Origin of the sequence: Blautia sp. An46 (assembly GCF_002161645.1) — a bacterium.
In the GTDB taxonomy this organism is placed as follows: domain Bacteria; phylum Bacillota; class Clostridia; order Lachnospirales; family Lachnospiraceae; genus Blautia; species Blautia ornithocaccae.
In genome coordinates this window covers 1-13550 of the sequence record NZ_NFIF01000023.1, presented here as the reverse complement: position 1 = coordinate 13550, position 13550 = coordinate 1, and the positions used below count along the sequence as shown (strand labels likewise).

Below are 13550 nucleotides of genomic sequence, written 5' to 3'. Positions count from 1 at the left end.
CCCATAGCCAGGATCAGCAAACCCAGTATATAGAAAAAGGTTCTGTAAAAAACTTGTTTCTTCATATATCTTTCCCTCTGTTATAAAATTATCAATTTAAATAATTATAGTACCAATTTCAGAGGATTTCAAGAATTCCCAAGCCTTTCCATTGTGAGGCAAAACAGGGAACTCCCCTTCAGCTCTTTTCCCCAAGCCTGAGGAGTACTGGACATTTCGCATTCTGTCCGGTAGGATTCCCTATAAAAAAAGAATCCTGGTAATCCAGGATTCTTTATATATTCATATATCTTCTACTGAACAATTCTTCTGATAGCTATATAGGATCTGTACAGAGCGTTAGATGTATATTTGATTCCGCCCTGTGGATATGGAGCACTATTGGAAGCATGTACAATTCCGCCGTCTCCTGTCAGGATTGCCACATGTCCGGAATATACGATGATATCACCGGCCTGATGATCCTCCCAGCTTACACCTACACCAGAGTATGCCTGTGCATCGCTGGTACGAGGCAGGCTATAACCAAAGTGTGCAAATACCTGCTGTGTAAATCCAGAACAGTCAATACCGTTTGTCAGGCTGTTTCCTCCATATACATATGGATTTCCAATAAACTGGCTTGCATAAGCAACAACTGCTGCTCCTGTGGCACTGTCATAGGAAACATTGCTGTCAGAACTTGTATCTGTGCTCTCTGATGAACTCTCTGAAGAGCTTCCTGATGAAGCTGTGCTTCCTCCGCTGCTGCTTACAGAAGAATTTCCTGTATTTCCAGTTGCTCCTGTAGTAGATCCGCTGCTTGCATTTCCTGAGCTGCTGGAATTATTGTTTGAACTGCTGGTCTGTGCGGCCTGAGCTGCTGCCTGCTTTCTTGCTTCCTCTGCTGCCTTGGCTGCGGCTTCCTCTTCCTTCTGGATCTGCTGCAGTTCTGCATTCTGCTGTTCGATCAGGTTCTTATATTCCTGAGCCTGTGCCTTTACTGTAGCAATCTGGCTCTCGTAATCGCTGGCAGAAGCTTTCAGGTTTGCCATTTTTGTTTCCAGAGTATCCTGCTTGTCTTCCTGCTCTTTCTTGCTGTCTTCCAGTTCTGCCTTCTCTGTCATCAGCTGGTTCTCAAGATCCTGTACCTGCTGAACAACGGCTTTCATCTTTTCCAGAGCTTCTCTGTCATAATCATACATCTTACCGTTATTCTCAATCTTGGAGAGCATATCGGTAATACTCTCAGATTCAAGAAGAATCTGTGCCCAGGAATCTGTTCCGCCGTTCTCGTACAGATACTGAATTCTCTTCTTCATGCTTTCGTACTGTTCATCACGGTCTGCCTCAGCTTCTTTTAAGTCTTCCTGAGTCTCCTTGATGTCAGCCTCTTTATCTGTAATCTCTTCCTTCAGCATATCAATCTGTGTCATAATTGTAACCAGTTCCTGCTGTGTGGAATTGATCTGTCCCATTAATTCGTTCTTTTTGCTTTCAAGGCTGCTTACCTGACTCTCAGCCGCTGAAAGTTTACTCTGAGTTTCGGATTTCTGTGCCTGAATTTCCTGCTTTCTGCTGGAAGCTGCTACAGGTACCGCCTGTGTGGCTGCCATAGTAAAAACAAGAGCCAGACATAATAATCTTTTTTTCATTACTCAATACCTCTCCATTATGTATAAAAAATCTGTTTGTTATATTTTTGTAATAATTCCGCAATACTTTTTTCACTTCCTGTATATACTACCATATATTCTTCTGTATTTCAAGTCCTGAAGTCGTGTTTTTTAAATTTCTGTTACAAAATGAAATTTTCAGGTAATAAAAAATGCTATTTTTATAATATGTTACCAAAATATTTCTCCAACCAGAAAACCACAGATAACATCCTTTTATCAGGTTTTATCTGTGGTTCTCCGTTTTATATTCTTCTATGAGTTTTTCTGTACTTTTTTACTCTGCAATACGTCTGATCGTAATGTAAGAAGTATACAGAGCGTTAGATGTATATTTGATTCCGCCCTTTGGATAAGGAGCGCTGTTGGATGCATGTACGATTCCGCCGTCTCCTGTGAGGATTGCCACATGTCCAGGATAAACGATCAAATCACCGGCTTTGGATTCTGACCAAGATACCTCAGTACCTACATAAGCCTGATCGTAGCTGGTTCTCGGAAGAGAATAACCAAAGTGTGCATAAATCTGCTGGGTGAATCCAGAACAGTCAATACCATTTGTCAGACTGTTTCCTCCATATACATATGGATTTCCGATAAACTGTTTGGCATATGCCACAATAGCCTCTCCTACACTGCTGTTATAAGATACATCCTCAGTTGTATCCTCTGAAGCCGATGCCTGAGACTGATCTTCCTGTGCTGCAGAATTATCTTCTGCCGGAGCGGAAGGCGTTGTGTCTGCAGGCTGTGAAGCCTCTTCCTGTGTATCCTCTTCAACAGTCTCTGTTGTCTGAGAGTCTTCTGTATCGGCAGCACTGTTATCAGATGCTCCGTTATCAGCAGTTGTACCGCCATCTGCTGAAGAATCCTCCTCTGTAGCATCTTCCACTGTCGTGTCTGTTTCTTGCTTCTGTTCTGTATCTGCAGCTGTCTCCTGCTGAGTGTTGTCTGCAGATGTTTCCTGCTGTGTGCTGTCTGTATCTGCTGCTGTTTCCTGCTGTGTCTCAGAAGTTTCTTCCTCTGTATCTTCAGCAGCTTCTGTCTGTGTGCTCTGTCCATTAGAGGTCTGAGCTGTATTCTCTGTATTTTTCTTCTGTTCAGAAGCCTGAGCTGCAGCTTTTGCTGCTGCTTCCTCTTCTTCCTGAATCTGCTGGAGCTCAGCATTCTGCTCTTCAATGAGCTGCTGGTACTGCTGTGCCTGAGCCTGAGCTGAAGCAATCTGTGCATCATAATCAGAAGCAGATGCTTTCAGACTGGACATCTGGGATTCCAGTGACTGCTGAATGCCTTCCTGTTCCTGTTTGCTGCTTTCTAATTCTGCCTTCTCAGTCTCCAGCTGTTCCTCCAGATCCTGTACAGACTGTACAGCATCTTTCAGCTTCTGAAGGGCTTCTCTATCATAGTCATATACTTTCTGGCTTGTCTCCATCTTAGACAACATATCTGCGATGCTGTTGGACTCTAAAAGGGCCTGTGCCCAAGAAGTATTTCCGTTCTCATAGAGGTACTGGATACGTTTTTTCATATCCTCATATTGCTTGTCGCGTTCTGCCTGTGCTGTTTCCAGCTCTGCCTGTGTCGCCTGTATGTCAGCCTCTTTTTCCTGGATGCTTTCATTCAGCATGTTTACCTGAGTCATAACGCTGACCAATTCCTGCTGGGTAGAGCTGATCTGGTTCATCAGGGCGCTCTTCTGGCTCTGGAGTTCGTTTACTCTTGCCTGTGCATCGGAAAGTTTACTCTGAGTTGCTGATTTCTGGGCCTGTACTTCATCCTTTCTGGCAGCTGCAACAGGAACAATCTGAGTTGCTGTCATAGCAAAAATCAGTGACAGGCATATTAATCTTTTCTTCATAGTCCTAAATACCTCTCCCTAGTAAAATCTGTTAACAAGTTCTAGCAGTATTTTGTAATATTTTTGTAATATTTATTACACTTTTAAGATATACTAACATACTTTACCAGGTTTTTCAAGGTCCATTTCCATTTTTATGATAAGCTGCCGTTTTTTCTCACTTCTGCAGCCCGGGCATGTCCCATTAATCCTTCTCCTTTTGCCATCCTCTCTACCAGCGGCGCCAGCTCTCTCATTGCCTCCGGTGTCATGCTCTGGTGGGTGCAGGTTTTCAGAAAAGTTCCAACCCACACACCGCCTGTGTATCTTGCAGCTCTAAGTGTTGGAAGAGTGTGGTTGGTCCCGGAGGCATAATCTCCAAAGACCTCTGCAGTATTTTCTCCAATAAACAAAGAGCCATAATTATAAAGCTTTTCTTTCAGGATCTCTGGTTCTCTTACATTTAGCTCCAGGTGTTCCGGAGCATAGCTGTTAGTGATTTCTACTGCTTCTTCCAGATTCTCCGTCAGAACCACTTCACCGTAGGTCTCCCAGGATTTTTGTGCAATCGATGCTGTAGACAGCCAGGAAAGTTCTTTCTCCACTGCCTGGATCACCGCCTGGCCAAACCTTTCGTCTGTGGTGATCAGCATACCTTTTGCATTAGGGTCATGTTCAGACTGGGCCAGAAGGTCCGCCGCCACGATCTCAGGTGTGCCGCTGCCATCTGCAATAACCAGCACTTCACTGGGACCGGCCACAAAATCAATTCCCACCTGGCCGTAGCACTGTCTTTTTGCCTCGGTCACATACTGGTTTCCAGGGCCTACGATCATATCCACCGCCGGAATTTCTTCTGTTCCATAGGAAAAAGCAGCAATGGCCTGGGCTCCTCCCACAGCGTAGATTTCATCTGCACCTGCAATATCCATAGCCGCCAGAGTCTTAGGATTTATTTTATCCGTTCCTTTCATAACCGGAGAGCAGGCCGTCACCCGTTCCACTCCTGCTGCTTTCGCTGGGATCACCAGCATAAGAGCTGTAGAATAAAGGGGATAATTTCCTCCCGGAACATAACAGCAGCAGGACTTCACCGGCAGGATCCGGTGTCCCAGAAAGATCCCCGGAGCAGGGCTGAAATTTTCCAGAGGCTTTATGGTCTCTCTCTGGGCATTAGCAAAGGCCCTGATATGTTCTGCAGCTTTTTTCAGATCTTCGATCTCCTGGGCTGTAAGCTGTTCATAAGCTTCCTGGATTTCTTCCCGGGTAACCAGAAAAGATTTTCTGGTGCTGCCGTCAAACCTCTGGCTGTACTCTCTGAGGGCCTCATCCTTTCTTTTCTTCACATCTTCTATCATATCTCCCACAGTCTGGGTAAGTTTCTTCTTGTCTTCCTCTGTACGCACTCTGGCTGCTTTTAATACTTTCATAATCTAAACCTCCCTGGCTCCATGGCCTGAATTTCTCATCTATGGCGCCATTATAAAATATGAAGTCTGGTCTGTGTCAATCTTGTTTTTTTCCCTTTTCTCTCTCAAACCTTGAGTATACTCCGTGTTTATGGTACCATATCAGAAATGAAAAAGAGAGGAAGGCTGTCCCATGCGTATCGGCAAAGTATCGGAACTTTATCATATATCTATAGACAATCTCTACTATTATATACATTATGGACTTCTGGTTCCCCCCAGACCCAAAGGGCAGTATGTCTTTGACGAAGCTACCTGTAAAGATCTGGAATGGATACTGGAATTGAAAGACCTGGATTTTTCTCTCCGTGAAATCCATATTCTCCTGTCTCTGAAACGGGTTTCCGGCTTTGCAGACCCTCAGGACCTTATGGAGCTGAAAGAGATGTACATTAATAAGCGCCACCTCTGCCTTCAGGAAATCCAGCATAAAAAAACGGTTATAGAAAAACTGGAGAAAAAAATACAGGAACTGGAAATTCCGGCTGCTTCTCCTGAAGCCAAAACAGGGGTCCCCCTTTCCATGCTCTCTCTGCTGTGCTGCCCCTGCTGCGGTAAAGAGCTTTCCATGACAGATGTGGAAATGAACCACCGCTGTATTTCCAAAGGAAATCTCTCCTGTTCCTGCGGCTATCAGGCCCAAATCCGCCACGGTATCCTGATGACTCCCAATAAAAATCAGAATCTCCAGGACACCCCGGACCTTACCAGAGAACTGTACAAAGACCTTCCTCCGGACCTGATCAGCCTGTTTCAGCGTTCCTACAATCACATGCTGAAAAATATGGAGGAAACGGGTCTCCAGGGAAAAGTTATCTGTGAGACTTATATAAACGCCTGGTTTTTCATCCACAATCATCTGGAATATCTCCCGAAAAACAGCCGTTATATTATCATTGACAAATATCCGGAAACTCTTCTTATGTATAAAAGACTGATTGAAAAGCAGACGCCGGATCTGGAAATCCTGTATCTGGCAGACAGCAGCACCTGTTTTCCTTTGAAACCTGGATCCATAGATATCCATCTGGATTTCTTTGCTGTGAACGAACATAATTTTTATCATGATACTTTCTTATATAAAGAACTTATCCCTTACCTGGCACCAGGGGCTGATCTTATCGGCACCTATTTCTATTTTGAGCGGGCTCCAAAATCCATGAAACAGCTTCTCAGTCAGTACCCGGAAGCTTACTGTAAAAATTTTGACCTGGAGTATTTCCACTCTTCACTGAAAGAGGCTGGATATGTTCTTCTGGAAGAAGAAGACTGCGGCTGCACCACAGACTCCGGCGCCAATCTGGGCTTTGGCTTTCATGTAAAAGGCGAAAAAATGCACCTTCTTCCCTATCACGGAAGAAAGCGCATCTGATAATTTACAATTATTCAAAAAATACAGTGGCTGCCTTTATAAAGTAATCTGTGTCCTTTACCCCTGCAGTCTCATAGGGGGAATGCATGGCAAGCTGAGGCAGCCCCACATCCACTGCATTCACAGATACCTGGGCCATGGAAATGTTCCCCAGAGTAGAGCCTCCTGGCATATCTGACCGGTTTGTAAAAGTCTGGAAAGGAACTCCCGCCTGGCGGCAGATATCTTTAAACACAGCGGCGGAAAATCCATCGGTACAGTATTTCTGATTTGCGCTGTGTTTGATCACAATGCCTTTATTGAGATAAGGGCGGTTCACCGGGTCCGCCTTCTCTGTATAGTTAGGGTGGACTGCGTGAGCGTTATCTGCAGAGATCATAAAGCTGTCGGCTACGCACCGGAGGTAGTCCTCATAGTCTCCTCCCAGACCTTTCTGTATCCGGAGCAGCACATCATAGAGGAAGGTTGAGGCTGCCCCCTGTTTCGTGCCGCTTCCCACCTCTTCATTGTCCATAACACAGTGAACCGCTCCGTAGTTTTCTTTTGCCCCTGCCAGGAAGCCCTTCAGAGAGGCAAAGGCACACTGGAGGTCGTCCAGTCTTCCTATGGAAACAAACTCTTCTTCTGCTCCCCAGATCGTCCCTTTCTGCCTGTTATATAGGAAAAGATCGTGTCCCAGGATTTCTTCTTCCTTCACCCCGGCAGCCTCTGCCAGGATCTTCTGGAATTTACCCTTTGCGGAAGCTTCTCCGAAGAGAGGCAGAAGGTCCTTCTGGGGATTATATTTATAGCCGTTATTGGCTTCCCGGTTCATATGTATGGCCAGATTAGGGATCATCACCAGATCCCTGTCTATGTTTACCAGTCTGGTGACAATCTTTCCCTGGTCTTTTACAGCGATCCGCCCGGCTACAGAAAGGGGCCGGTCCAGCCAGGGTGCGCATATCATGCCTCCATAGCCCTCTGTATTTAGTTTCACATACTGGTTCTCTACCAGCATCTCCGGATTCTCTTTGATCTTAAAACTGGGAGAATCACTGTGGCTGGCAATGATCCGAAATCCAGTCAGTTCTTTTCTGGGAACTGTAAATGCGATCAGGGCAGAGCCGTTCCGGGTGGTATAGTATTTTCCTCCCGGCACAAGCTGCCACCGTTCTTTCTCTTCCAGCTTTGTAAATCCTTCCCCTTCCAGCATCTCTTCCATAGCCGCCACGGCATGGAAGCTGGTAGGGCTTTTCTCTATAAAATCAATCAGTTCTCTTGCTGTCTCTTGGCTCATGTTACTCCTCTTTCTCTTCCTTTTGGGCCAGTGCCATGGCAATCTTTTCCGGTGTAATAGGCATTTCCCGGATACGGACGCCTACTGCGTTATATACGGCATTTGCCAGGGCCGGACAAGGGGTATTGATCACCATCTCTCCAATAGACTTAGCGCCGAAAGGATGGCTCTTTTCATAGCTGGGAATAAATTCTACCCGGATATTCTTTAAGTCCATGCGGGTTGGAATCTTATACTGCATAAAGGAATTATTCCGCATCTGCCCCTTCTCATTATACTGAATATCTTCATAAAGGGCCATGCCGATTCCCTGGGCCAGACCACCCTCTGTCTGGACTCTTGCCAGATTGGGGTTTATAGGCGTACCGCAGTCCACCACTGCTGCATAGTCCAGGATTTCCAGGGTGCCGGTTTCCTTGTCAATCTCGATTTCCACAATTCCTGCCATAAAAGGCGGCGGTGAAATCTGGGAAGAACGGGTAGCCGAAGCCTGAAGGTTTGTGTTGTTTCCGCTGGTTCCTTTTACGGCAATAGATTCCAGAGACACTTCCCCCTGGCCGTCCAGCTTATATACAGATTTTCCGTCAAATTCTACCTGGTCTGCCTCTGTCTCCAGCATGGCGGCTCCCAGTTCCTTAATTTTCTCCCTGAGCTGTTCACAGGCGTCTGCCACAGCCATTCCTGTAACATAAGTAGTGGCAGAGGCATAAGAGCCGGAGTCATAAGGAGAAATATCTGTATCCACTCCAAATACTACAATATTGTCAAAATCTGTTTCCAGAACGTCTGCCGCCATCTGGGCCAAAATGGTATCGCAGCCTGTTCCCATATCAGTAGCTCCCAGGCCCAGTGTGTAGGAGCCATCCTCTCCCAGTTTAATGGAAGCTCCTCCTACATCCACCTTGGCGATAGAAGATCCCTGCATGGCAATGGCTGATCCTACTGCCCGGACTTTGCCGTTTCCCATGTCACGGCAGGGGTATTTTTCCTCCCAGCCGATCATTTCTTTGGCTCTTGCCAGACATTTATCCAGAGTACAGCTTGTAACCCAGGGGCTGCCGTCGTAGCCGATAAACCGTCCCCCTTCTTTTGACAGGTTCCTTTCCCGAAAAGCTACCGGGTCCATGCCCATCTCATGGGCCAGCTCGTCTACTGCAGATTCTACTGCAAAGATTCCCTGGGTGGCTCCATATCCCCGGTAAGCTCCTGCAGACATCTGATTGGTATATACTACCTCATAGCTGAACCGGTAAGCTTCTGTATTCCGGTAAAGGCCCAGAGGCTTGTGTCCGGAAAGCCCTACGGTAGTAGGTCCATGCTCGCCATAAGCACCTGTATTAGACAAAGTATGGATGTCTATGGCTTTCAGGATTCCTTTCTCATCAGCGCCCAGGCGGACCCGTACCTCCATCTCATGACGGGGAGAAGAACATATCTGAGACTCATATCTGGAATAAACGATCTTTGCCGGTTTTCCTGTCTTCAGAGTCACAATGGCAGGATACATCTCACACACCGCTGTCTGCTTGGCCCCGAATCCTCCGCCGATCCTGGGCTTTATTACCCGGACTTTGGATGCTCCAATCCCCAGCGCCCGTCCCAAAATTCTCCGGACATGGAAGGGAACCTGGGTGGAGGCCACCACATTCAGTCTTCCAAAATAGTCCAGATAAGTATAGGCCCGGAAAGTCTCCATCATGGTCTGCTGATTTGCCTTAGTATGATAAGTCCTGTCTACTACATATTTACATTCCTTCAGTAAAGCGTCTACATCTCCCAGGCTTTCTTCCTTCTGAGCGCAGAGATTCCGCTTGTTATCTGCTCCCACAGGCATCTTGGCCTCCCAGTTATCCTCCGGGTGAATCAGCGTCTCATTATCCTTTGCCTCATGAAAATCTAATACTGCAGGAAGAACCTTATATTTTACCTTGATAAGTTTCAGGGCTTTATCCACGGCAGCTTCCGTCTTTCCCGCTACAATGGCTGCCCCGTCTCCTACAAACCGCACTCTCTGGTCCAATATCAGACGGTCATAGGGGCTGAATTCCGGGTAGGTCTGGCCTGCCAGGGTAAAACGCTGCTGGGGTACATCTTTATAAGTAAGGATACATTCGATTCCAGGCACTTTCATGGCCGCCTCTGTTTTGATCTCTTCAATAAGAGCATGGGCATGAGGACTCCTCAACACCTTCACGATAAGGCAGTCCTTGGGGGCGATGTCATCTGTATACACAGGCTTTCCTGTAACCAAAGCCATGGCATCCTTTTTCATCACAGGCTGATTTACATATTTCATTGTCCATCCCCCTCTCTCTGGGTTTTCTTATATTCCAGATATTTTAAGATACTTCTGGTCTGACCCATGAATCCGGAGCAGCGGCAGAGATTTCCTGCCAGATACTCATTAATTTCTTCCTCTGTAGGGTCTGTAAGCTCTTTTTCCATAGCAAATATATTCATCATAAATCCAGGGTTGCAGAATCCGCACTGCTCTGCTCCTTCCCCTGCCAGAAAGCTGCCTAATTCTTCCGCCTTTTCCTGAAGCCCCTCTAAGGTGACTACATGCTTCTCTTCTACTCTTGCAGCCAGGGTACTGCAGGATAATATGGGCTTTTCCTCCAAGAGGACTGTACAAAGGCCGCAGTTGGCTGTCTCACAGCCTCTCTTAACACTGTAACATTCTTTTTCCCGCAGAAGGTCCAGAAGAAGGGTATCTGCCTGGATTTCTGCCTGGATTTTCTTTCCATTGAGCCAAAACTTAATTTCCATTTTCCATACCTCCTGCCTGGATCAGCGCTCTTTTGGTCAGTACCTGTACCAGATGGCTTCTGTACTGAGCGGAAGCTCTCATATTCGTTCCTGTTCGCACATGCTCTCTGGCGTATGCGGCAAAGGCCTCTGCCGCTTCTTTCTGTTCTCCAGGCTCTTTCTTCAGGAAGTCCTTCAAGATTCCCTTTTCGTCTTTTACAATAACCGCTTTATAGGGACAGGCTCCCAAAGCCACTCTCGCCTCCCCGTCTTCAAAAAGAGAAACCCCGCAGGTCAGTACAGGAAAATCTGTACTGCTGTTTCTCTGACTTATATAGGACATAGCCGCCGGTCTTTTCTTTACCAGGATCCGCACCAGAATGTCCCGGTCTCTCTTCATCTGGGCAAACTCTTCCAGAGGGATGATGCCTCCCTTATATAATTCCACATAGGAGTCCATAGCCAGAAACATGGTAAGAACGTCGGAAAACCCAAATCTTCCGAAAATACTTCCTCCCACTGTGGCGCAGTTCCGGAACTGAACTCCTACAATATGCCGCAGGCTTTCCTTCATAGCCCCTTGGGTATATTCTGCCAGGCCTTTATGTGTCTCCAGGTCCCGCAGGCTTACCATTGCTCCGATACGGAATCCCTCCTCATCTTCCTCAATGGTATCCAGTCCCAGACCGGACAGGTCTATGGCAGTTCCCACGTTCCGGCTGCCCATTTTCAGCCACACCATACCTCCTAGGACACAGGCGGACCGCTTCTGGTTTAACTGATAGGCTTCCTCCAAATCCTTTACTTTAACGTACTCTCTGATCTTTAACATTTCATTTCTCCTGTTACCTGAAAAGGGACTGCCGCATAAAACCTCCGGTCTTACACAACAGCCCTCCTGTTTCTTCGTTCTTCGTAAAATCAGTATAGCATAGGCATTTTATACTAAGCAAGTATTTTCTCTTTTCTTTTCTCTCAATCCGTATTAAAATCAATAGGAAAAGGAGAACCATTACAAATGAAAAAGACAACAGATTTAGGAAAAGACAAAGTTCCCCTATTGGTCCTGAAGCTGGCGGTCCCTTCTATGATCGCTCAGTTTGTAAATGTATTGTACAGCACTGTGGACCGCATGTTTATCGGAAACATCCGTGAGATTGGTGACGTAGCTCTTGCGGGGGTGGGGGTATGCGGGCCAATCGTTACCCTCCTGACTTCCTTCGGAACCCTTATAGGTCTGGGAGGCTCTATTTTAATGGCCATGCGGATGGGAGCGGGCAGGAAAAAACAGGCAGAAAATATACTGGCTCACAGCTTTCTTCTTCTGGTAATTTTTTCAGCCCTGCTGACTCTTATTTTTCTGCTGGTCAAAGACTATCTGCTGAACTGGTTCGGCGCCAGCCCTGCCACCTTTCCCTATGCAGATTCTTACATGACCATTTATACCATTGGCACCTTTTTTGCCCTTATGGCAGTGGGGCTGAATTATTTTATTACCTGCCAGGGTTTTCCCGGTGTGGGGATGATGACGGTTATCATAGGCGCACTGACAAATATTGTGCTGGATCCTGTTTTTATCTTTGGATTTCACATGGGCGTGGCAGGAGCTGCCATTGCCACAGTGATCGCCCAGTTTGTATCCTGTGCATTTGCCTTCCGCTTTCTCACTGGAAAAAAGATACCCATAAAGATAACGCTTCTGAAGAGAAAATACTTTTCTCCTGTAATCGTAAGCCGGATCCTGACCCTGGGAATCTCCCCCTTTCTGATTCTGGCCACGGATAGCGTAATCCTGATCGTGCTGAATACAGTGCTGCAGACTTACGGCGGCCCCAAAGAAGGAGATCTTCTCATTACCTGCGCCACCATCGTCCAAAGTTATATGATGCTGATCACAGGCCCTATGCTGGGCATTTCCAGCGGAACCCAGGCGATCTTAAGCTACAACTATGGTGCCAAAAATATTGCCAGAGTTAAGTCTGCAGAGAAATACATCCTTCTTCTCTGCCTGTGCTTTACCACAATTATGTTCCTGGTATCCAGAACGATTCCTGAATATTTCATCAGCATTTTCACCAGAGATCCCGCTCAGATCGTTCTCTGCGTATGGGGTATCCGGGTATTTACCATGATGATCATTCCCCTTAGTTTCCAGTATGTGTTTGTAGACGGCTTTACCGCCCTTGGACGAAGCAAGACCGCACTGTTCCTCTCTGTATTCCGGAAAGGAGACTATATGCTGTTTACTATGGTCCTGCCAATATTCTTCGGAGCCAGAAGCGCCTTCTATGCTCAGCCTCTGGCCGACGGAATCGGCGCTGTAATGTCTTCTATCGCCTTTCTGCTGATCTTCAAAAAACATCTGGAAAAACGAATGCTGGCATAAAACCCTTGTCAATGTATATAATGTCTGAAACAGGAGGTATTTTCATGAAGAAATTTTTATCACTACTGGCCGCCTTATCCATCCTACTCTCTTTTTCTGCCTGCAGTGAAAAGAATTCCCGGGAAAAGGAGGAGGCAGAGCTGGACGCAGTCTCTTCTTCTATGACTGGTACTCTTACCAGTTATACTGGTTCTGAGGTTTCCATTGAGACAGAAGACGGCCAGAAGCTTTCCTTTGAAGACTGTTCCTCTGCTGAAATCCAATGTGTCAATGGAATTATTCCAGGCAATGAGGTGACTCTGGTCTATGTAGGCGGAATAGACGGTACAGATACCAGCAATGTGAGAGTCCGCAGGATCATTACAGAGGATGACAATTCCAGTGTTATGAGCCTGGCAGAAAAGGCCAAGGAAGACATCGCCCAGGCAGGAGGCATGGTATCCCCTGAAGATGAAGAAGACGCTGGCCAGGATCTTCCTGACAGCGGCGTTGAAGTAGAATCCACTCGCCAGACTGCTTATGTGGTCAGTTCTGTCAACGTTCGTGCTGATGCCCTGAGTGGTTCAGAAATCCTGGGGGTTTTAGACGGAGGCGACTCTGTAACTGTTACAGGAATCTGCGCCAACGGCTGGTACCGGGTAATCTACGAAGGAAAGACCGGTTACGTCTGGAGAGACTATCTATCCGAGGGCGTAAAATTTTCTGTGTCTATGGGAAAAATTCTTCTTTGATAAGAAACAGATATGTATAATTGTCTTGTCGGAACTTCTGCTTTTTTGCTGTCGAATTACTTATCTGTTTATA

Annotated in this window: 10 protein-coding genes; 3 read left to right on the top strand and 7 right to left on the bottom strand. The window is 46.5% G+C overall.

The genetic code is table 11. The annotated features are described in order from the left end of the window. Positions 1–293 precede the first annotated feature (293 nt). The 3 genes from B5G00_RS15815 to hisD form a co-directional block, all read right to left on the bottom strand. Positions 294–1634 (bottom strand): C40 family peptidase, encoded by a 1341-nt coding sequence (locus B5G00_RS15815; RefSeq protein ID WP_087274482.1) that lies wholly within the window; start codon positions 1632–1634, stop codon positions 294–296. A 298-nt stretch (positions 1635–1932) separates the two neighbouring features. Then, entirely contained in the window at positions 1933–3513 is a 1581-nt protein-coding gene (locus B5G00_RS15810) for a C40 family peptidase (RefSeq protein WP_087274480.1), read from the bottom strand. Between the two features lie 134 nt (positions 3514–3647). Then, the gene (gene hisD, locus B5G00_RS15805) at positions 3648–4922 is read right to left on the bottom strand and encodes a histidinol dehydrogenase (RefSeq protein ID WP_087274478.1); all 1275 of its coding nucleotides are present in this window, start codon (positions 4920–4922) and stop codon (positions 3648–3650) included. 172 nt (positions 4923–5094) lie between these two features. Here hisD and B5G00_RS15800 point away from each other — a divergent pair, with 172 nt between their 5' ends. Next, positions 5095–6333, top strand: coding sequence for a MerR family transcriptional regulator (locus B5G00_RS15800; protein WP_087274476.1), 1239 nt, complete (start codon positions 5095–5097; stop codon positions 6331–6333). A 10-nt stretch (positions 6334–6343) separates the two neighbouring features. On the opposite strand, the gene B5G00_RS15795 is transcribed toward B5G00_RS15800, so the two are convergent. Genes B5G00_RS15795 through B5G00_RS15780 form a run of 4 tightly spaced genes read right to left on the bottom strand, consistent with a single transcriptional unit; the run spans position 6344 to position 11192 of the window. Then, positions 6344–7612, bottom strand: a complete 1269-nt coding sequence (locus B5G00_RS15795) for a M18 family aminopeptidase (protein ID WP_087274474.1) — start codon at positions 7610–7612, stop codon at positions 6344–6346. Position 7613: 1 nt separating this feature from the next. Next, positions 7614–9908, bottom strand: a complete 2295-nt coding sequence (locus B5G00_RS15790; RefSeq protein WP_087274472.1) for a xanthine dehydrogenase family protein molybdopterin-binding subunit — start codon at positions 9906–9908, stop codon at positions 7614–7616. Next, on the bottom strand, positions 9905–10381 hold the full coding sequence (locus B5G00_RS15785; RefSeq protein ID WP_087274470.1) for a (2Fe-2S)-binding protein: 477 nt from the start codon (positions 10379–10381) through the stop codon (positions 9905–9907). The genes B5G00_RS15790 and B5G00_RS15785 overlap by 4 nt, the downstream gene beginning before the upstream one ends. Next, positions 10371–11192 carry an FAD binding domain-containing protein gene (locus B5G00_RS15780; RefSeq protein WP_087274468.1) on the bottom strand — a complete coding sequence of 274 codons (822 nt, stop codon included), beginning with the start codon at positions 11190–11192 and terminating at the stop codon, positions 10371–10373. Before B5G00_RS15780 ends, B5G00_RS15785 begins: the two co-directional genes overlap by 11 nt. A 186-nt stretch (positions 11193–11378) precedes the next feature. On the opposite strand from B5G00_RS15780, the gene B5G00_RS15775 reads away from it, so the two are divergent. Beyond that, a complete protein-coding gene (locus B5G00_RS15775; protein ID WP_087274466.1) occupies positions 11379–12746 on the top strand; it encodes an MATE family efflux transporter in 1368 nt (455 codons plus the stop codon). A 44-nt stretch (positions 12747–12790) separates the two neighbouring features. Then, positions 12791–13477, top strand: coding sequence for an SH3 domain-containing protein (locus tag B5G00_RS15770; protein ID WP_162613517.1), 687 nt, complete (start codon positions 12791–12793; stop codon positions 13475–13477). The last annotated feature ends 73 nt before the right edge of the window (positions 13478–13550 follow it).

Coding starts and splice junctions, on each gene's coding strand:
- B5G00_RS15815 (WP_087274482.1), bottom strand. CDS start 1,634: ATGAAAAAAAGATTATTATGTCTGGCTCTTGTTTTTACTATGGCAGCC.
- B5G00_RS15810 (WP_087274480.1), bottom strand. CDS start 3,513: ATGAAGAAAAGATTAATATGCCTGTCACTGATTTTTGCTATGACAGCA.
- hisD (WP_087274478.1), bottom strand. CDS start 4,922: ATGAAAGTATTAAAAGCAGCCAGAGTGCGTACAGAGGAAGACAAGAAG.
- B5G00_RS15800 (WP_087274476.1), top strand. CDS start 5,095: ATGCGTATCGGCAAAGTATCGGAACTTTATCATATATCTATAGACAAT.
- B5G00_RS15795 (WP_087274474.1), bottom strand. CDS start 7,612: ATGAGCCAAGAGACAGCAAGAGAACTGATTGATTTTATAGAGAAAAGC.
- B5G00_RS15790 (WP_087274472.1), bottom strand. CDS start 9,908: ATGAAATATGTAAATCAGCCTGTGATGAAAAAGGATGCCATGGCTTTG.
- B5G00_RS15785 (WP_087274470.1), bottom strand. CDS start 10,381: ATGGAAATTAAGTTTTGGCTCAATGGAAAGAAAATCCAGGCAGAAATC.
- B5G00_RS15780 (WP_087274468.1), bottom strand. CDS start 11,192: ATGTTAAAGATCAGAGAGTACGTTAAAGTAAAGGATTTGGAGGAAGCC.
- B5G00_RS15775 (WP_087274466.1), top strand. CDS start 11,379: ATGAAAAAGACAACAGATTTAGGAAAAGACAAAGTTCCCCTATTGGTC.
- B5G00_RS15770 (WP_162613517.1), top strand. CDS start 12,791: ATGAAGAAATTTTTATCACTACTGGCCGCCTTATCCATCCTACTCTCT.